This is a genomic window from Nitrospina gracilis Nb-211 (assembly GCF_021845525.1).
Lineage (GTDB): Bacteria > Nitrospinota > Nitrospinia > Nitrospinales > Nitrospinaceae > Nitrospina > Nitrospina gracilis_A.
On the sequence record NZ_JAKJKD010000001.1, the window covers coordinates 610,683 to 629,897 of the forward strand.

Consider the following 19,215-nt stretch of genomic DNA (forward strand, 5'->3'; position numbering starts at 1 on the left):
AAGGGAACTTTTTAAAATTTTTAAATACATTTTTTACATATATATGAGGTGAATCATTTATGAGTAAAGAACGAATCCAGTTGAGTGAAGACTTGGCTGACATCATGCCGCAGGAGTATCACGACATGGTGCAGAACGCCACATACGGCAATAGCCACCGCGGCTGGAAGGACATCGGGACCAGCAAGGAACTGATCGAAGAGCATTCCCTGTGCGCGGGTTGCCCGGAATCCATCGCTTTCCGGTTCATTCTGTCCAGCATCCCGAACCCGGAAGATTCGGTGTTCGTCGGTTCCACCGGTTGCACCAGCCTGGTGTTCCCGCATATCGCGGTGCACAACATCCACTCCCTGTTCGGCAACCAGAACGCCGTGGCCTCCGGCCTGCAACGCGCTCTCAAGGTTCGTTACCCGGACCGGATCAAGGACGTTATCGTTCTGGCGGGTGACGGCGCGACCGTTGACATTGGTCTCGACATGACCATGCAGTCCTGGTTCCGTCAGGAAAAATTCACCACCATCTGCTTTGACAACGAACTGTACGCCAATACCGGCGGACAGGAAAGCGGTCTCATGCAGAAAGGTTTCGTTGCCAAGATGGCTCCGGTCGGCAAGGGATTTGAAAAAGTCCGCCTGCCGGAAATCGCATTCGAAGCCGGTTGTCATTACGTCGCCTGCCTGACGGTTTCCAAGCCGAACCGGGTAGAGAAAGCGATCCGCAATGCCATTCACGTTTCCCGTGAATTCGGTCCGACCTACGTTCAGCTTTATACGCCGTGTATCCTGGAGATCGGCAAGCAGAGCATGGAGGGTCTGGACGAGATGAAGGATGCGGAGTCCATTGGCGGTCGTTTTGTGATGAAGGAGTTCATGACGGATGAGGTCAAGGCCTATCTGAAGGAACTGGACGCCAAGGAAAAAGAAGAAAAGAAAGCCGCCAAGGCCCAAGCCGCCGCGAAGTAATCCGGTGGAAAAGGAGACTAATAAGGAGACGTCATGAGTGAAGAACAAGTAATGAAACGGATGAATATCCGGATCTCCGGCTTGGGTGGACAGGGCGCGGTTACCGCCGCTCACCTGCTGGCCATGGCCGCCAACAAGATGGGTAAATACTCCATCTCCAACCCGTTCTTCGGCGCGGAAAAGCGGATGGCTCCGGCCGAAAGCTACGTCCGCATCGGTCCGATGAAAATCTACGATCGTGGCGAACTGGTTTTTCCGGAAGTCATCATGGTGTTCCATCCCCAGGTTATCACCATGCAGAAGAGCTACACGGCTCCGTTTTATTCCGGAATCAAGGAGAATGGCCTGATCATCATCAACACCAATGTGGACCTGCTGACCGATGAAGACCACAAACGTCTGGAAGACCTCAACGTTGCAGTCTTGAACCACGATGCCACGCACATGGCACTGGAAATCGGCGGCACCGAGCTTTCCACCAACATGGCGATGATCGGCGCCTGTGCCGGCATCACGAAGGTGGTGGACCTGCCCGCGCTGGAAGCCGCGTTGCAGGATCGCTTCGGCAAACGGTACGTCGCCTCCGGTGGTACCGCCACGCTGGACGAGGCCATTAAAAAGAAGTACGCTAAAAAGGAGCAGTTGCTCCAGAAAAACAACGACACGATTAAAAAGTCTTACGAGATTGCTTCAGAGTGGGTGAAGACGTCCGGTTACTCGCCTGCCTTTTACGGTCCCGGTGAATTCGATGCTGTTGCAGCCGCAGCGGCTTCCTAAGGCTTTTTGGATTTATAATTTTCAAGATACCGGAAGGAGCCATTCAGCGTGTATAACGTAGCTTATGTTCATGACGATAAATGTATCGCGGAAAAAGGGTGCAGGCTTTGTATCATGTACTGCCCCGAAGCGGACTGCATCAAACTCAACACGGAAAAAATGAAAGCTGAGGTTTTTACCCATCGTTGTAAAGGGTGTGACCTTTGCCGGGTGGTGTGCAGTACGCACAATGCCATCAGCATGCACCCCGTGGATTCCAAGACGGGGGCCATCCTTCTTGATGCCAAAGAAGGGCAAGCCGCTGGATTGGGCCAGGCTTACGCCGGGTAATTTCCTTACAGGTTCAAATAACCCATGGTCGTACCCGGCCATGGGTTATTTTTTTTCAAAACAGGAACCCCGCACACGATCCGGAATGATGCGGGCGCTCCCGCAAACCGTATTCAACCGCCCTCGCCGGGCGTTACCCAGGTGTTCCCATGGATGAAAACGTTTCCAAGCAAGTCACGTGCACCTTGTGCCAGGTCAGGTATGAGCCGGTCTTTGAACCTGCGGAAGACGAAGCCGCCTACAAGGTGCATTGCTCTTCATGCGTGACAGGGATTCAGATCGCACGAAATGATTTCGTGCGCGTGGCCCTCAAGGAGGTTTTAAAAATCGAGGGAGAAGCGCTGGCGCTCGCCGTGCAAACCTACCTTTCCAACTGCCCCTGCGGCCAGCCGTTCAGCTACGACGCGGGCAAGCGGTGCCTCGAATGCCTGAAAAAAATCAGACGCGAAATCCGCGGGGAAGAGCCTCATCCCGGCGAATTCTATTACATCTGGAATCTGAAAAAACTGAAGGACATGGAAGGCCGCCTGTTCGAACATATCCTCACCCGGCTCGACTCTGAGGACATGTCCATGCAGCAGCTGATCGACAGTTTCGAGTCCGGCCAGATCGACCCCGGCACCTACATGGAAGGTCTGGAAAACCTGCAAATCCGCGAAGCCCGCGACGTGGCGGTCATCAAAACCTGGGCCATCCTGGTGGGACCGGAAATGGCGTTCCGCGCGGCGGAGGAGCACGCCCTCATGGAGAAATACGGGACGCGTATCCTCGTCAGCATGGCCGCGGGAATGGAAGCGGCGTTCGGAACCAATATTCTCACCACGCTGACGCGGGAAGAGAAAAATCTGGACGGTCCCCTGAAGAAAGAGATCCAGACCTTCATCAAAAAGATCGCGGGCGGATTCTAAGAGGGTAAATTTTTTGAATCGATTGCGGCCCGCCTGCAATCTAACATTTTGAAAGGGCGGTTTCCGTCCTGTTTGGCAGTTTTCCAGACCACCCCGGGTACCCCTGACCCGGGGTGGTTTTTTTTGTGCCAAACCCCATCACTCCGTCCGGTCCACCACCCGGATGCGCGCCTCCGCCCCGTTGGCGCGGATTTCCGGGATATACATGGCGTGGCCCAGCACCGGCAGCGCGTGGAATGTTCCCGGCACTTCCGCCCGCAAGGTGTAGCGGATCTCCCACACGCCCTGCGGCAGTTTGTCCACAAACATGGCCACCTTCCTGTCACGCAATTCCTGGTACACCCAGCGCGAGCGCCCGGTGTAGTCACTGGAGGAAAGATACGGCGGCAGAGCCACGTCCTTCAACTGGCCCTCCTTCCCGGCTACGGGTTCGGACTCATGGCCGAATTTTTTCAGGATGGCCGACCATTTCAACTCGCGGGCGTGCAGGTCGCCGCCGCTTCGCACTTCCACCGCCTCAAAGCCCGCGGGCTTGAGGTCCTCGAACACCAGATACTCGTAATGGTTTTTCGCCTCAATGGTGAGGACGGTCTCGATGCGGTCGCCGCTGGTGACGAGGTCGCCGTCGTTGAGCGGTTGTTTGTCATAGACGTAGCCTTTCAGCAGGCTCGGCCGCCCCACCAGTTTGTAGTACTGCCGCTTGACGAAGATCTCATTGCCCGCCGGGGTGACCGGTTCTTCCAGGCTGAAAAACTCCGCCTGCGCTGCGAAGTACAGCGGACCCTCGCCGCTCCGCTCAATACGGATTTCATTGGCGCCGTTGCGGATGTGCGCGGCATCGACCGCATACCGGCCGGGAGCCTGCAACGCATCATCCACTTTCGTTTTGGCGATGGATGTGCCGTTCACGATCACTTCGTACTCCTGGCCGCCCTCCAGCTCGCCGGAGGTTTTGAGATAGTCGTTGAGCGCGAGCACGGCGATGGCGGTATTGCGCGTATTACTCCAGTGCGCGCCGCGCCGGTTCTTCACCAGCCAGTTCATGGCGGGCTCGATCAGTTTATGACCTGGATCGATGGTGAGGAGCGCGCGCAGGGCGAACGCCGTGGCCTCCACCCCTCCGTCGGACCAGCGGTAATAGATGCCGTCCTCGCCCCAGTGCGCCGTCGTCATCACGCCGGCGTTGTCCCCTCTCATGCCGTGATGCAGAATGGTCTGGTCCGGCCGGTTGTCGATCTGCACTCCATTCTCGAGATTTTCCACCAGCGTGCGCGCGTCCTCCTTCCGGTCCAGGTAGTGGGCGGAGAGTGCCAGCAGGGCGCGCCCGTAGGCGTTCAACCGGTCTTTGTTCCTCCATAAATTAGCGTACGCCTTCACCTGAAATTTGTTCGTTCGGTCATTCTGCTTATGGCCGTGGTGTGTCGCCGCATGAAGCAGGAAGGCTTGCATGTCGAATTGTGTCTCGGCTTCCACCAGTGCGCGGTTGAGGTAGCGGTAGGCCCGGTCCATGACATCCGCCCGCACGTCCACTCCCGCCTCGCGGGCCAGACCCAATCCCCACAGCACGTACGCCGACATGAATGGATCGCTGTCGCCTTTCTTCCACCAGCCCCAGCCGCCGTCGGAATGTTGAAAGTCATACAGCCGGTCCAGGCCCGCTCGCACCATGGCTTCCAGCTTTTTCAGATTGTGTTTGCCCTTGGGGTGCGTCTTACTTGTGTGCTTGGGATCGATGCCGCCGAAAACGCGGTCCATCACATCGGCTTCATCCACACCCAGGTCGCGCAGGGTCTTGCCGACAATCACCGTCGGCAGGAAGCGGCTCAATGTCTGTTCGGTGCATCCGTAGGGAAAGTCGATCAGGTAAGGCAGGGAATCGAGCAGGGTGACGGCGATGCTCGGGCTCACCTGCACAGTCAGTTGCGTGGAGTCGAGCTTGCGCTCCGCCGGAATGTCGAGCAGGACCGACACCGCCTTGCCGCGCACCTTGCCGGATTTGGCGAGGAATTTTTCGATGCCGTGTTCATGCACCACGAAACGCTTTTCCATGGCATCGCTCAACTGCGGCGTGCGCGCCAGCACCTGGATTTTCACGTCACCCGGTTTTTCCACCACCGCCAGCCAGTCCACGCGCACTTCCCCGCGCGCGGGAACGGACACGAGGTTCAGAGGGGTTCGACCGGTGGCGGTGTGGGTGAGGCGCTTGACCAACCGCACGCCGCCTGCCGCGTCGATGCCCGGCGCCACGTCCATTGCCTCATCGGTGTTGTTGTTGATCACGGCGGACAGCGTGACCTCGTCACCCACCACAAAAAAACGTGGTGCCTGCAGGCGGACGATGAGCGGATTCTGCGTGTGGGTGTGGTGGGTGGCAATACCGAAGCGGTTGCTTCGGTCCACAACGCGTGCCGTGGCGCGCCATTCGGTCAAGGAATCAGGGAAAGTCACCTTCACCGTTGCCTTGCCATCTTTGCCGGTAAGCACGTTGGGTTGCCAGAACACCGTGGTGCGAAAATCCGAACGCACGGTCACGGCACCTTGCTCCACCCCGCCGCCTTCATCCATTTCGACTCTTTCCTTACTGCCGACCGTTGCCTCCGATTTCATCTGCGCCATGTCCATGGCCATCATGGACGCGGACTCCTCCACGATTTCGCTGGGCTCGGGGGCGTACGGCGCCTTCATTTTGGAAGCCGCGCCGTACTGGTTCTGAAATCCATGATCCTCGAAACGACCCGATTTATACGCGCGCCGCTCCAGCTCGTTCTGCCGCAGTTGGCCTTCACGCTTGCGGTCGCGGTAAGTTTTCATCTGAAACGTGCTCGCCATGCTGAGCTGGTTGGACCGCTTGCTGCCAAAGAAAAATTGGCGCGGATCGGGTGCGAGGTCGTCCTGAATATAGAACACCGACTCATCGACCAGCGACAGCGCCACCTCCGTCGCCACCGGCTGCCCCTTGTGATCAAGCGCCGTGACGGAGAGCGTACCTTCCTCACGCGGCCGGTACTGGTCACGATCCGTCTTCACCTCCACGTTCAGGAACTGCTTCACCGGCGGAACGACGACCTGTTTTATATCGCGGTGAATCTGGTTGTCGCTCACCATGAGTCCGTTCAAAAACAGGTTGGGCACGTGCTTTTCCTGGATTTCGAGTTGCACCAGCTTTACGTTGCCTGTCAGGTGCACGAGCTGGTAGCTGTACAGATCGTCGGCGGACAGGCTGAACAGCACATAGCGGTCATTCGTGTTGGACACCAGCATGACAGGTGCGGTCTCGCCTGCGTGAAACGTATCTTTATCGGCGATGATTTCCAGCCCGCCGTGACGGTAGCCAAGGTCGGTGGTGTGGTTGTTAGCCACCCACACCGTGGTTTCGGCGGTGATGGGCAGGCTCTGTGGGTTTTTCTGCGACGACCACGAGAAGCGGTAATAACCTTCCCGCTCCGGAGTGAAGGCAAACACAGCTTCCCCTTCCGCGTCGGTGGTGACGGAGCGTTTCAGGATTTCGTCATGCTGGTAGCCGCGGAATTTCAAGCGCCAGCCGGGTTGGCCCGGCACCGGCGGGGGCGGGAAGATGGCTATTTTCTGGCGCACCGATTTCAATTCCGCACCCTGGACATCGTGCCCGTCCGGGGCGATCCAGATTTCGAACCAGTAATCACGCGTCACCGTCACCGTGCCCGTGGCGGGGTGCGGACGCTGGTTGGCGTCCACCGACTTCACGTAGACGCTCACCTTGTCCTGCGGCTGGTACAGGTTGTGTTCGCCTTTCAACTGCACGAAATACGGATGACGCGTCACCTTCACCGTGTCCTTCGCCACCACTTCGCGGCGGGAGGCATCGGTCACCCGCGCTTCGATCTGATACTCAAGGTCCTGTCCGCCGGGCTGGGTTTCGAAGGTGAGTTTCGCCTTGCCTTCCTGGTCGGTCTTCAGTACCTCGCGCTTCACCTGCTGGCCGTTTCCCCAGTAGCGGTGCGGTTTCTGGATCATGTCGCCGTAATACCAGGGATAGGTGCGTTCTTCCTGCCAGAAGTGGTAATACGGTTTCTGGTACACCACGACTTCCACGTTGGCGTTGGCGACGGGTCCGCCGAAATAATACTCGGCCGTGATGTCCACCGTCACCTCATCTCCCAGCGAAAACACCTTGGGTTTGCCGTCCTCCTCCGGGCTTTTGACTGCGACTTTGAACTCCGGCAGTTTGTATTCTTCGAGACGGAACATCGCCGCTTGCCCGATGTGCCGGCTGTTTTTGCCGGCAGTGCGGAACTCGATCCGGTATTCGCCGAGCGGCAGGGTGGCGGGCAGTTCCAACTCGCCCCACGCGCTTCCGAATTCGTTCAGCGTCGCGGTGTCCTCTTTCATCTTTGTTCCGCGCGGATCGTAAACCGTATATTTGAGTTTTTCTTTGTAGGGCGTGTGATAGATCTCGCCGTCATAAGTGCGCGCGGTCAGCTTCCATCGCACGGTTTCCCCCGGGCGGTACGCCGGGCGGTCGGTGTGCACGTAAATCTTCCACGGTTGCTGGTCTCCCCGATAGTGCGGGCTGTAGCCCATGACCAGCGCCTGCCGGTCCTTCAAGCCAGCCGCCATGAAGAACTGCGAATTGTAGTGGCTTTCTTTCAGTTCGAATACCGCCAGCCCGTCTTCATTGGTTTTTCCTTCCACATCCCGCCAGTGCCATTTCTGGCCGTCGTAGTAATGTTCGAAAAAGCGCACCTTGGCCCCGGCGATGGGCGCACCGCTCATGCTGTCGCAGAAATAACCCAGAGCCTGCTGGCCTGCGTTCTGCGTCACCAGCGCCGCGTCGGTGACGAGGATCAGCTCCCGTGCTTCCTGCCCTCCGCCGGTGGCGCGAAGCAGGTACGCGCCCGCAGGCAGTTTCTCTTTCAATTCGATGGTGCGTCCGCCGGGCATGTGGTCGCCCTGATCCTCGGTGTCTTCGCTCCATGATTGCTTCGCGGTCTTGAGGAGCAGGTTGACGCCGTCCATCCACTGGGACGGATTGCTCTCCTCGGTCAAATCCACGTCGCGGGTGAGGTCGATGGCGTACAGATCCAGCTCGATTTCCGACACGTTCCGCCAGTTGACCGTGAACTCCGGCGTGGTGCCGGGGAGGAAGATGCTGGGCACGCCGAGGGTCAGTACCGGGCGGGTGATGGACTCGACCTGACGTTTGGCGTCGTCGTAATAGCGTGTCTCGCCCTTATCGAACTCGCGGAGCAGTTGCTTGTAGTAGCCGAGTGCTTTTTTATAGTTCTGCTGGCGCACCGTCTGTCCGTTGGCGAGGATGATGACCTCGCCGGAACCCGCCAGCCACTGCGCGTAATGGTAGAGCGCATCATCGTGCCATTCCGAGGCGCGCCCCGCTTGCAGCGCCTCCTCGAACGCTTCCGGAATTTTCTGCTGTTGCCAGACGTTGCCGCGATTGCGGAGCGCCATGGCGTAGAGATACTGCGCTTGGTGGCGGTCCGCATCTTTCCTGGCGATCTTGCGCGCGTTGTCGAGAACCTGAATGGGCACGTTCATGCCATAGTAACCGTAGTGGTAATGCGGCGTGACCCACGACGGTTGCGCGATTTTCCAGATCATGTTGAGGTAACGTTCACGCGCCTGTTCCACATCGCGCGCCCCCGCCCACCATTCGAGGGCGTTCTGGTAATACCGCCAGCCGTTGCCCCAGCTGCGCGCCTGCGTGCGCGACCACCAGAAATCGCCGAGCGATTCCTGCACCTCCGCCCAGATGCGGTCGCGGAACTCTGGATGCTTGACGTCGCGCACCATTTTTTCCAGTTGAAACCGCGCCTTGTCCACGGTGGTGGTGTCCGGGTTGCTGGAAGCCGACTGCGCTCGCCACAACGTGTCCGCCAGCCGGAACTGCACCCAGCGCGTGTCGTCTTCGTTCAAAACCAGGCTGGCCGCGTCCAGGTACACCTTGTGCGCGCGGGAATACGAGCCGTGTTCGTACAGCAACTCCGCCTCCGTCTTGAGTTGCTCGAATACGTCCTGCGAGGAATCGGAAAAGGAAGGTGTGGATGGAACCAGCAGGGCCAGCAGGGCAAGTGCGCACCAAAAAACATTTTTGATGGACCGGGATGGGGTCGTCATACCGTCTCTCCTTATATGAAGCCGATCTCCTGTGGAGGCGCAGGCGGCCGGTCAGACGAACCGGTTCACCACGGCTTTCACCGAAGACAGATAAGAACTTCCAAAAAGGTTGAGGTGATTGAGCAGATGGTACAGGTTAAATATCTGTTTCCGGTTTTCGTAGCCCGGATTCAGGGGAAACACTTCCTGATAGGCGTCGTAAAACCGTTGCGGCAGACGGCCGAACAACTCCGTCATGGCGAGATCCGCCTCGCGCAGGCCGAAGTAGCTGGCCGGATCGAAAATGCAGGGGGAGCCATAGCGGTCGGCGAAGTAATTGCCTGACCACAAATCGCCGTGCAGGAGGGCGGGCTTTTCACCCTCGAGATCCATGAGCAGGTGGAGCTTGTTGAGTAACAGGTCGAAGCGCTGATCCACGTTGGCGGGGAGCAGGCCGCGCTTCCGCGCCAGCCCCTGCTGAAAGCGCAGGCGATGCTCGCGAAAGAAAACGAGCGGATCGGTTTCCGGTTTGTTGATCTGCACCGTGGAGCCGATGTAATTGTCGCGGTCGAAACCGAAAAACCCGTGCGACATGTGGTGCAGTCCTGCCAGCCCACGGGCGAAGCGTTCGTGGAAATCGTGGTTGGGCGTGCCCGGTTCGATGTATTCGAGAAGCAGGTAGCGGGGGTTGACCTCTTTCGGCAGGCCGAGAACCTGCGGCACGCGCGGGCCGTTTCTGGCACGGCCCATGAGGCGGAGCGCATCCGCTTCCCGTGCAAAAAAATCAGGCGGTGGCTGGTCGTTGTGCTTGACGAACACGCGCTCGCCGTTGGACAGGGTCAGCAGAAGGGTTTCATTGATGCATCCGCCGCCGATGGATTGCGTGTGACTGATATCGACCGGTTGCCCGTAAATCGTTTTCAGCACGCCGTGCAGTTCGTTTTTCATAAAGACCGATTTCAGAATCGGGTTCTTATGTATTCCAGGATCTGCGGACAGGTCCTGTTCACGATCTCAAACACGTTTTCAAATCCGGCCTGGCCGCCGTAGTAAGGGTCCGGCACGTCCAGGTCGCCGTTGGCGTGCGGGTCGAAGGAGCGGAACAGTTTGAGCTTCTGCTGGGCCACATCCGGTGCACACATGTATTCCAGGCTTTGCAGGTTGGAGCGGTCCATGGCGATCACCAGGTCGTAACGGCGGAAATCGCCCGGCTGGAACTGCTGGGCGATGGAGGTCAGGCGGACACCTTTTTTGCGGGCGGTGGCTTCCATCCTCCGGTCCGGAGGCGAGCCTACGTGCCAACTGCCGGTGCCCGCCGAGTCGATGATGATTTTTTCCTGTAAATTCTGTGAGTTGACGAGGTGCTGAAAAACCCCTTCGGCGAGTGGCGAGCGGCAGATGTTGCCGAGGCAAACGAAGCAGATTTCAATGGTTTTGGAGGGGCCCATTGTATAATTGATTTGGCGGCGGAATCCGTTTAAGATGGCGCGTGTTTTTCCTTTCGGGAAAAGCACCTCACGCCCATTGCACTTTCAAAGTCAAACCGATTCATTCATTGTAAGGTCCGCATCGGGCGGCTTCAACTGCCTTTTGATTAAAAAATATTAATATATCGTAGAAGGATTCCGTTTTGATCGAACGTTACACACTGCCCGAAATGGCTTTCATTTGGAAGCCGGAAAACCGTTTTCGCATCTGGCTCGCCATTGAAATCCATGCCTGCGAGGCGCTTGCTGATCTCAAACAAATTCCGCAGGAGGCGGTGGACACGATCAAGCAGAAAGCCGGCTTCGATGTCCAACGCATTGACGAAATCGAAAAGGAAGTGAAGCACGACGTCATCGCCTTTTTGACATCCGTGGCGGAGCACGTGGGACCGGACGCACGTTTCATGCACGTGGGCATGACATCGTCCGATGTTCTGGACACGGCGCTGGCGGTGCAGTTGAAGGACGCGTCGAACCTGATTCTGCGCGAACTCGAACGCTTTTCCGAGGTGTTGAAACAACGTGCGCTGGAGCACAAACACACTCCGGTCATCGGGCGCACGCACGGCATTCACGCGGAGCCGACGTCGTTCGGCCTGAAGCTCGCCAACTGGTACGAAGAGGTCAATCGCAACCGCAAGCGCATGGAGCAGGCGCGCGACCAGATCGCTGTCGGGCAGATTTCCGGTGCGGTCGGCGTGTTCGCGGGCATCGACGTGGATGTGGAGGAATACGTCTGCGACCAACTGGAACTGAAACCGGCGCGCATCTCCAGCCAGGTCATCCAGCGCGACCGGCACGCGCAGTTTTTCACGACGCTGGCGATCGTCGCCACCACGCTGGAGAAGATCGCCACAGAAATCCGCCACCTGCAGAAAACCGAAGTGCTGGAAGCGGAAGAATATTTTTCAAAGGGACAAAAGGGGTCGTCGGCGATGCCGCACAAGCGCAACCCTGTTGTCTCCGAACAGATTTGCGGACTGGCGCGCGTGGTGCGCGCCAATGCCATGGCGGCGATGGAGAACATGCCGCTGTGGCACGAGCGCGATATCAGCCATTCGTCGGTGGAGCGTATCATCGGGCCGGACAGCACCATCCTCGTTCACTACATGCTGAACAAAATGATCCGGCTGATCGAGCAGTTGGTGGTGTACCCGGACAACATGATGCGCAATCTGGAGCTGACGAAGGGGCTGGTTTTTTCCGAACACGTTTTGCTCGCGCTCACGCGCAAGGGTGTGACGCGGGACGAGGCGTATCGCATGGTGCAGCGCAATGCCATGCAGGTGTGGGAACAGGGCGGCGACTTCGTCTCCCTGCTGAAGCAGGATAAGGACATCAAGGAAAAGTTGAGCGCCGAGGAGATCGATCAGGCGTTCGATTTGAAAAAACATTTGCGGAATGTGGACCGCATTTTTGAGAGAGTGTTCAATGAATAGGATGAGAACATGAAACGATTGGAAAAGATATACGAAGGCAAAGCCAAAAGCATTCACACCACCGACGACCCGGATATGGTGATCCAGTATTTCAAGGACGATGCGTCCGCGTTCAACGGTATCAAGAAGGGCGAGATCGTGGACAAGGGCATTATCAACAACCACGTGTCCACCGCCATCTTCAAATTCCTCGAAAGCAAGGGCATCAAAACCCACCTGGTGGAGGAGTTGAATGACCGCGAGATGCTGGTGAAGAAGCTGGACATCATCCTGGTCGAGGTGGTCCTGCGCAATGTGGTGGCGGGCAGTCTGGCCAAGCGCATGGGCCGGCCGGAAGGCGAAACGCTGAAGAATCCCATCCTCGAGTTCTATTACAAGAACGACGAGCTGGGCGATCCCATGATCAACGAATACCACATCCGCGAATTCGGGTTGGCGACGGATGAGGAGATCGAAGTGCTCCGCGAGCAGGGACTCAAGATCAACCAGCTGCTGTGGGACTACTTCAAAGAACGCAAGATCCGCCTTGTGGATTTCAAACTCGAGTTTGGCCGCCACAAGGGAGAGATTTTGCTGGGCGATGAGATCAGCCCGGACGGGTGCCGGCTGTGGCACTGGGACACCAATGAGAAGATGGACAAAGACCGGTTCCGTTTCAACCTGGGGCAGGTGAAAGAAAAATACGAAGAGGTGTACCACATGATCTGTGGTTGACCGGTCGGGGGTCGCTTGCGGCCCCCGGTCTTCACAGTTCCTTGCAGGTGACCTTGGTGGGGGGCGTCATGCCGCATTCCATCGACTCCGTCCGGCCGTTGGCGGCCCCGGCGCAGGCGGTGCTGATGCCGGTCTGCACGGTGGTCTCGTAGTCCATGCCTTCCACCTGCTGGCAGATGTCGTAGCCGTTGTATGAGATGCACACCTCGCACTGGTATTTGCTTCCCGACCAGATCATCATGAAGGTCAGACCTCCAAAAATTCCCAAAAATAAAATGGTGGCCATGGCGGCTTTGTTCAGTTTCATGGTGGTTACAGGTTTCCTTCCTCGGACAGGTAGCTCGACAAGTCGATGAAATAATTGTTACGGTAAAAAATGAGTTCCTCGATGGACTCCCGCACGTCGGTGAGCGCCATGTGTGCGTCGCTCTTTTTCGGCAGGCGCGTGCCGTTCGGGTACCATCGGCGGATCACCTCCTTGATGGAAGTCACGTCGATGTTGCGGTAGTGCAGATAGTCCGTCAAGTCTTTCATGTAACGATCGAGGAATCGCCGGTCCTGTTGAATGGAGTTCCCGCAGAGCGGCGAGGTTTTGTAAGGCACGTACTGCTTGATGAAATCGATCGTTTGCCGTTCCGCATCCTGCAGCGTCAGCGTCGATTCTTTCACTTTCTGAATGAGGCCGGAGGCGGAATGAGTTTTCTGGTTCCACTCGTCCATCCGCTCAAGAATTTCGTCGTCCTGGTGAATCACCAGGCAGGGGCCTTCCGCCATGATGTTGAGCTGGCTGTCGGTGACGATGGTGGCGATTTCAATAATTTCTTCCTTGTCCGGATCCAACCCGGTCATTTCCAGGTCCATCCAAACCAGATTGCTGGAATCCACAAGACTCATAAATCAACTTTCGTGAGGTCCGGCCTCCCCGCATGGCATGCTGGTGTTCCGGTCTGCTTGTCTTCAAATGGGGTTGAGAAACCGATTCTAACCCAAATTGGTCCATTTTAAAACCACCGCGCCGGGGCCGCAAACGGGCGGGGCGGCAGTCATTTAATCAGTCCGTACAGAATGGCTTTCTGCAGGTGCAGGCGGTTTTCCGCCTGGTCGAACACGATCGAGGCGGCACCGTCGATCACCGAGGCACCGACCTCCTCCCCCCGGTGCGCGGGCAGGCAGTGCATGAACACGGCGTTCGGATTGGCGAATGACATCACCATGTCATCCACCGTGTAGTCGGCCAAGTCGTGCAGGCGTTTTTTGCGTTCCTCTTCCTGCCCCATGCTGGCCCACACATCTGTGTACACCACGTCCGCGCCTTTGGCCGCCTCCTCAATGTTGTCCGTCAGGCAGATTTCGAGGTTGGCCCGTTCCGCGTCATCGAGAATCCATTCCATGGCTTTGGGCGTGATCGTGTAATTGGGCGGACTGGCGATGGAGATGTGCATGCCCATGCGAATGCATGCGAACAGCAGAGACACCGCCATGTTGTTGCCGTCGCCGATGTAAGTGAGTTTCAACCCCGCAAGCTTGCCGAAGTGTTCGCGGATGGTCATCATGTCGGCCAGCGCCTGGCAGGGGTGGTTGAAATCGGTGAGGCCGTTGATGATGGGTATGGTGGCGTGCTGGGCCAACTCCACGATTTCTTCGTAAGCGAAGGTGCGGATCATCACCGCGTCGAGATACCGCGACAGCACTTTTGCCGTGTCGCTGATGCTCTCGCCGCGCGACAGTTGCATGTCGCCGGGGCTGAAAAAGAGCGCCTGCCCGCCCAGCTGGAACATGCCCACCTCGAACGAGATGCGGGTGCGTGTCGATTGCTTGTTGAAAATCATGCCCAGCGATTTCCCGGCGAGCGCGGTGCGGTAGTTTTCCGGCTGGCGCTTCATGTCGTCCGCGAGATCGAGGAGCGCGGTCAACTGCTCATGGGTGAAATCGGTGAGCACCAGAAAATCTTTTTGCGGCAACGAGATGTCCATATGGGCTTTCTTGGGATGCGTCGAAAAGCGCTTATTTTACACGATCCCGGTCCGCAGGAATACCCCCGATTGAGACCGTTTTCAGCGGGGGGAGGCGGCCTGTTCCGCGTTTTTGGGAAGGGCTCCGGCGGGGTCGCCTGCATCCAGCACCAATGTCAGGCACTTGTTGGCGCCGCCGGCCTTCATAAACTCGTCCACCGGGCAGATCACCACCGAAAAGCCCAGCGAATTCAACCTCCGCCGCAGGGCGGGGGTGGCGTGGTTCATGAACAGCGTATTGTGGACACGGGCGGCGTTGCAGGCAAAATGCTCGGCGTCCTCCGGCGAGACGGCGATCCGGTTTTCCGGAGCGATGCGCGCCTCAATCTGCCGCAGGCTGTCGGCGTCGAATGCTTCGGGAAAGTACATCGCCCGGTCGTTCGGCAGAGGGCAGAAGCAGGTGTCGAGGTGGTAAAAGCGGGGGTCAACGAGGTGGAGCGACACCATTGGCCTCCCGACCTTCTGTTCGATGAAGCGTTGCGAAGCGAGGTCCGTGCGGAATCCCCAGCCTGCCCAGATCCAGTCCTGCCCCGGCTGTGGCAAGGCATCTCCCTCGCCTTCGAAGGCGATGCCGTCCGCGAGTTTCACGATCTCGCTTTCGTACTGCTGGAACCATTTCAGGAAAAACGGTTCCTCGCCCTGGCGCTCTTTGTGGCGGAACCGGCTCAGCACGAAAATGCCGTCCACCAGAAGCCCGGCGTTGGCGGTGAACACCATGTCCGGCGACTCGCGCCTGGGCTCGATGAGGTGCACCTCCGCCTGTTCGCTCAACGCCTGATAAAACGCCTCCCACTGCGCGCGGGCGCGGTCGGTATTGATGTGGTCGATCTGGTCTTCCATCCACGGATTGATCACGTACCGAACGCCGAAATGATCCGGCGCACACATCAGCATTCTGGGCTTCATGGCAGACCTCCTGAAAAACAGGGTTCTTTTATTTAGATGAGACCCGGGAGGCGGGGGATTCGTGCTGAATGCTAAATAAATATTTGAATTTTTATGACTTATGGTAATTCTGGCGGTGGGATGGAGCGATTTTACAGGTTCAGCCCGTCTTCGTACTGGCGGAACACGCCGGTCTCGTAGGTATCGCGGATGGTACGGATGTTGTTGGTGAGCCACAGGTTGGAAAAATCCGGCGGGTAGGGGGCGAAACTTTTCATCTGGCCGATCATGATGCGCACGTTCTGATACCAGGAGATGTTTTTTTGCTCCTTGAACAGGGCGCGGGCCTCGCGCAATACCTTCACCGCTTCATCGGTCTTGCTGTCGCCGAACAGGGCCAGCCCCAGGCCCACATGTCCCAGTCCCTCCTGCGGGCGCATCTGGACCACCTTCTGAAACGCGGCCACGGCTTTATCGAAGCGTTGCACGGCACTCATCATGTTGGCGAGGTTGAACTGCACATCGTAGTGATCCGGGTACTTTTCAGCCAGTGCCTCTGCCGCCTTCATGGCTTCCAGAAAGCGCCCGGTTTTTGCGTAGGCGATGGACATCTTCACCCCGGCATAGATGTGCAGGTTTTGGGGCGGAGCGGTTTCGATAAATTTCTGCCACGCGGCGATCGATTCCGCGACAAACCCATCTCGGTCGAGGGCCAAGGCCTCTTTCAGTTCCGGGCCGGGTGGTGCGGCCTTCGCACCGGGAACCGTGGCTGTCAGCCACAGCATCAGGAGTGTCATCGGAAAAATCAGGCAACCGCGTTTCATGGGCATCTCGCTATCAGTCAGGCCACTTCCGCCGGTTCGTTGGGAAAAATCGGTTTGATCTCGATCAACGGCCGAAGGGCGTTTTTGAGTTGGGTTTTGAACTTGTCCTCTTCCTGCATGATCTTGCGCACATCCTCCGGCCGCACGTAAAACACGTTGGACGCGTTTTCCAGCGTGGTGTGGATCACCGCCCGGTCGATTTTCATGTTCAGGTCGGAGAACACCTTGGTCTCCATCATCATGGTCCCCAGGATGTCGTGCGTCTCCACCTTCACCGTACGGCCGATGATGGAGACCTTCAGCTTGATGTCCTTGTACTTGCTGGCCTCATGGCTGGAGGTCAAGGGGCGTCCCCGGTACAGCGAAGCGATGTCGAGGTTGCCGACGAACACGCGTCTCAGGTCTTCGATCACCTGCTTCTGGATGAAGAAGAAATTGGAGAAATCAATCGGCTCGCCGGTGGCGCTGACCACCTTGAAAATGTCGAACACGTTGTTGTCCAGCGTGTGCACGTTGGCCTCGATGATGCTCAGGTGATTGAACGCCAGCACCGCCGCGATTTTGTACAACAGGCCCCGCTGGTCCCGCGTGCACACGACGAGTTCCGCCGGGTGCTCCGGCTTGTAGAACAATTCGGTGGCGAAGCCCTCCCGCGATTTCTTGAACTGGTCGTAGATCTGCAACTGCGATTGCAGGTCGCGCGGCAGGCGGATCATTTTCAGAAACTCCTGCTTCACCGGGATCGACACGCTCTCGCGTTTCTTGAACTGAAGCGTGAACTGGTAGAAGTACTTGAGCTGGTCGATCTGCGTCTGCGTCATCTTCATCTTGGTGCCCGCGCGGTCGGCGTAGGTGAGGAGGATGAGCATCTTGAGCCGCTCGACGTTCTTCTCCACCAGGTCCCAGATCATTTCGTACGTCGTGTCGTCGTCCGGGTCGAGCAACATGAGGTCGCGCATCATGAGGTGTTTCTCAACGAGAAACGCGATGTCGCGGATCATCTTCTGGTTCTTGCCGAAGCCCAGTTTTTCCAGGATGTGCGGCACCGCGCGCGATCCCACCAGTTCCTCGTTTTCACCCTCCGTTTTGAGCCCCTTGCCGATGTCGTGCAGGAGTACCGACAGGCGCATGCCCGCCTTGTCCTTGAGCGAATGGTACAGCTCGGTGAGGAAAGGGTCGGCTTCCGGATCGATGTCCAGCCGGTTGAGCGCGTCCAAGGCCGCCAGCACGTGAATGTCCGTCGGGAACAGGTGCACGTAAATGTCCTGCAGGAGGCCGCTCAGGTTTTTGAATTCGGGAATGAAAAAGTTCTCCAGCAAGCGGAACTCGTGCAGGTAGCGGAGCGCGCGGGCGAAATGTTTGCCGCGCAGAATGGCGTGGAACAATTGCTGAATCCGCGCCTGGTCCGCGCCGCTCTGGAACATCGGCATCATCTGGTCGGCGTGGCGTTCGATGGCGCGCACGACGGGGTACGAGAGAAAGTAATTCTTGCGCGACACCCACACGAACAATTCGAGGATCGGCAGGGGCGAGTCCCACGTCACATCCTCCTTGCCTTCCTGGAGCACGATCTGCGACTCCGAGTTGAGGGCGAAATCCGGCGACAGCCGCCGCATTTTTTCCGTGGAAGGTGTCACGCCGTCCCAGAACAGGTTGCGGCTGAACCGTTTCATCGGCAGGACCGCGTTGAAAAAGTATTCCTGGAAAAACTCGCGCACTTTGCCGGCGTAGCCCATCGACTCCGCGATGATTTCCCGGACCTCGTAACTCAGCACATCGCGGTGCGCGCCTTTCTGGTGGCAGTGTAAAAACAGCCGCATGCGCGAGACGAAGTTGAGTGCCTTTTTCATGTTCTTGAATGCCGCCGTGCTCAGCTTGCCCGCGTTGTACAATTCCACCAGCAATTCGAACTGGTTGATATTCTGGTAGCCTTCGCGGATGCGCACCAGGCTGAGCGCCCAGTACAGGCGGCGCAGTTCCTCCTTCAGGTTCGGCTCCTGACGGAACACCGTGTTCGGCACTTCAAAGTAGTTCTTGTACTGGAAGCAGTGCTCGATGATCTTATCCTTATGGATGAGGCTCGCCGTCTTGATGGAGCTGGTGAACTCCCGGTATACCAATGGATTCCCGGCCACCATGCGGTGTTCCAGCAGGGAGTGAAACGCGGCGAGTTCGCTTTCCTTCAAGTCCAGATTTTCGGTATCGATTTCCGAATGGCCCGTGCTGGCGGCGGTGGGAAAGATGTCCTGGTACACCAGCAGGTAATCGAAGAAAGTGATGAGCTGGTAGCCACGTTCCTTTTGTTCTTCCGTGGCGCCGGTGCGGACCACGATCTGCATGTCCACATCGGAGTGGAAATACATCTCCTCGCGGCCGTAACCGCCGCGCGCGATCACCGCCACCGGGAAATCGTTGTTGCCCCACGGTTCCGCGCGTTCGCGGTTGCACATCCATACCGCGCGGGCAAACGCCACCTGCACCACCGCGTCGACCAGCGCCGTGCGTTTGAGGAGCAGGAGGTGGCTGTTCTCGGATTGCTGGAGCTCTTTCTGCAGAAGCTCGGTTTCCTTTTGCACGAACTGCGTGAGCTTCTTTTTGAATTCCAGGTAAAACGGCTGGGGGTTGTTGTCCTGGATGGAAGGCAGGTCTCGCGGGTCGGTGAGTTGGTCCAGTTGGGAGACGAGACTCTCCCTGTATTCCCGCGCTTGCTTTCGGTTGGTCTGATACAGTTCAAGCATCTGGGCTCGCCACCCGCCTGCCGGGCTTGAAGGCACGCGGCAGGATCGC

General features: G+C 57.8%; 15 protein-coding genes. 6 read left to right on the forward strand and 9 right to left on the reverse strand.

The features are described 5' to 3' along the window. Positions 1-59 precede the first annotated feature (59 nt). The 4 genes from J2S31_RS02915 (at position 60) to J2S31_RS02930 (ending at position 2,977) form a co-directional block, all read left to right on the forward strand. Entirely contained in the window at positions 60-962 is a 903-nt protein-coding gene (locus J2S31_RS02915; RefSeq protein WP_237097560.1) for a thiamine pyrophosphate-dependent enzyme, read from the forward strand. Between the two features lie 33 nt (positions 963-995). Further along, entirely contained in the window at positions 996-1,739 is a 744-nt protein-coding gene (locus J2S31_RS02920; protein WP_237097561.1) for a 2-oxoacid:acceptor oxidoreductase family protein, read from the forward strand. 114 nt (positions 1,740-1,853) lie between these two features. Then, positions 1,854-2,069, forward strand: coding sequence for a pyruvate ferredoxin oxidoreductase (locus J2S31_RS02925; protein WP_237099885.1), 216 nt, complete (start codon positions 1,854-1,856; stop codon positions 2,067-2,069). Positions 2,070-2,218: 149 nt separating this feature from the next. Further along, positions 2,219-2,977, forward strand: a complete 759-nt coding sequence (locus J2S31_RS02930; RefSeq protein WP_237097563.1) for a hypothetical protein — start codon at positions 2,219-2,221, stop codon at positions 2,975-2,977. A gap of 138 nt (positions 2,978-3,115) precedes the next feature. Here the strand turns inward: J2S31_RS02930 and J2S31_RS02935 are convergent, their stop codons facing one another. Genes J2S31_RS02935 through J2S31_RS02945 form a run of 3 tightly spaced genes read right to left on the reverse strand, consistent with a single transcriptional unit; the run spans position 3,116 to position 10,515 of the window. After that, positions 3,116-9,088 (reverse strand): MG2 domain-containing protein, encoded by a 5,973-nt coding sequence (locus J2S31_RS02935; RefSeq protein WP_237097565.1) that lies wholly within the window; start codon positions 9,086-9,088, stop codon positions 3,116-3,118. A 51-nt stretch (positions 9,089-9,139) separates the two neighbouring features. Continuing rightward, on the reverse strand, positions 9,140-10,015 hold the full coding sequence (locus J2S31_RS02940; RefSeq protein ID WP_237097566.1) for a fructosamine kinase family protein: 876 nt from the start codon (positions 10,013-10,015) through the stop codon (positions 9,140-9,142). A gap of 11 nt (positions 10,016-10,026) precedes the next feature. Continuing rightward, positions 10,027-10,515, reverse strand: coding sequence for a low molecular weight protein-tyrosine-phosphatase (locus J2S31_RS02945; protein ID WP_237097567.1), 489 nt, complete (start codon positions 10,513-10,515; stop codon positions 10,027-10,029). A gap of 182 nt (positions 10,516-10,697) precedes the next feature. On the opposite strand from J2S31_RS02945, the gene purB reads away from it, so the two are divergent. Together purB and purC are read left to right on the forward strand one after the other, a co-directional pair. Next, positions 10,698-11,993, forward strand: a complete 1,296-nt coding sequence (gene purB, locus J2S31_RS02950) for an adenylosuccinate lyase (RefSeq protein WP_237097568.1) — start codon at positions 10,698-10,700, stop codon at positions 11,991-11,993. A 9-nt stretch (positions 11,994-12,002) separates the two neighbouring features. Further along, positions 12,003-12,707 (forward strand): phosphoribosylaminoimidazolesuccinocarboxamide synthase, encoded by a 705-nt coding sequence (purC, locus tag J2S31_RS02955; RefSeq protein ID WP_237097569.1) that lies wholly within the window; start codon positions 12,003-12,005, stop codon positions 12,705-12,707. 31 nt (positions 12,708-12,738) lie between these two features. Here the strand turns inward: purC and J2S31_RS02960 are convergent, their stop codons facing one another. From J2S31_RS02960 to J2S31_RS02985, 6 genes are all read right to left on the reverse strand, one after another. Beyond that, complete coding sequence (locus tag J2S31_RS02960) at positions 12,739-13,014, reverse strand: hypothetical protein (RefSeq protein WP_237097570.1); 276 nt, start codon at positions 13,012-13,014, stop codon at positions 12,739-12,741. 5 nt (positions 13,015-13,019) lie between these two features. Then, positions 13,020-13,601: an oligoribonuclease gene (gene orn, locus J2S31_RS02965; RefSeq protein ID WP_237097571.1), complete on the reverse strand. Its 582-nt coding sequence runs from the start codon at positions 13,599-13,601 to the stop codon at positions 13,020-13,022. 149 nt (positions 13,602-13,750) lie between these two features. Next, the gene (gene argF / locus J2S31_RS02970; RefSeq protein WP_237097572.1) at positions 13,751-14,680 is read right to left on the reverse strand and encodes an ornithine carbamoyltransferase; all 930 of its coding nucleotides are present in this window, start codon (positions 14,678-14,680) and stop codon (positions 13,751-13,753) included. An 81-nt stretch (positions 14,681-14,761) separates the two neighbouring features. Further along, a complete protein-coding gene (locus J2S31_RS02975; protein ID WP_237097573.1) occupies positions 14,762-15,625 on the reverse strand; it encodes a dimethylarginine dimethylaminohydrolase family protein in 864 nt (287 codons plus the stop codon). A gap of 131 nt (positions 15,626-15,756) precedes the next feature. Next, positions 15,757-16,428, reverse strand: a complete 672-nt coding sequence (locus J2S31_RS02980) for a tetratricopeptide repeat protein (RefSeq protein ID WP_237097574.1) — start codon at positions 16,426-16,428, stop codon at positions 15,757-15,759. A 17-nt stretch (positions 16,429-16,445) separates the two neighbouring features. Continuing rightward, complete coding sequence (locus tag J2S31_RS02985) at positions 16,446-19,166, reverse strand: DUF294 nucleotidyltransferase-like domain-containing protein (protein ID WP_237097575.1); 2,721 nt, start codon at positions 19,164-19,166, stop codon at positions 16,446-16,448. Positions 19,167-19,215 lie beyond the last annotated feature (49 nt).

Coding starts and splice junctions, on each gene's coding strand:
- J2S31_RS02915 (WP_237097560.1), top strand. CDS start 60: ATGAGTAAAGAACGAATCCAGTTGAGTGAAGACTTGGCTGACATCATG.
- J2S31_RS02920 (WP_237097561.1), top strand. CDS start 996: ATGAGTGAAGAACAAGTAATGAAACGGATGAATATCCGGATCTCCGGC.
- J2S31_RS02925 (WP_237099885.1), top strand. CDS start 1,854: ATGTACTGCCCCGAAGCGGACTGCATCAAACTCAACACGGAAAAAATG.
- J2S31_RS02930 (WP_237097563.1), top strand. CDS start 2,219: ATGGATGAAAACGTTTCCAAGCAAGTCACGTGCACCTTGTGCCAGGTC.
- J2S31_RS02935 (WP_237097565.1), bottom strand. CDS start 9,088: ATGACGACCCCATCCCGGTCCATCAAAAATGTTTTTTGGTGCGCACTT.
- J2S31_RS02940 (WP_237097566.1), bottom strand. CDS start 10,015: ATGAAAAACGAACTGCACGGCGTGCTGAAAACGATTTACGGGCAACCG.
- J2S31_RS02945 (WP_237097567.1), bottom strand. CDS start 10,515: ATGGGCCCCTCCAAAACCATTGAAATCTGCTTCGTTTGCCTCGGCAAC.
- purC (WP_237097569.1), top strand. CDS start 12,003: ATGAAACGATTGGAAAAGATATACGAAGGCAAAGCCAAAAGCATTCAC.
- J2S31_RS02960 (WP_237097570.1), bottom strand. CDS start 13,014: ATGAAACTGAACAAAGCCGCCATGGCCACCATTTTATTTTTGGGAATT.
- orn (WP_237097571.1), bottom strand. CDS start 13,601: ATGAGTCTTGTGGATTCCAGCAATCTGGTTTGGATGGACCTGGAAATG.
- argF (WP_237097572.1), bottom strand. CDS start 14,680: ATGGACATCTCGTTGCCGCAAAAAGATTTTCTGGTGCTCACCGATTTC.
- J2S31_RS02975 (WP_237097573.1), bottom strand. CDS start 15,625: ATGAAGCCCAGAATGCTGATGTGTGCGCCGGATCATTTCGGCGTTCGG.
- J2S31_RS02980 (WP_237097574.1), bottom strand. CDS start 16,428: ATGAAACGCGGTTGCCTGATTTTTCCGATGACACTCCTGATGCTGTGG.
- J2S31_RS02985 (WP_237097575.1), bottom strand. CDS start 19,166: ATGCTTGAACTGTATCAGACCAACCGAAAGCAAGCGCGGGAATACAGG.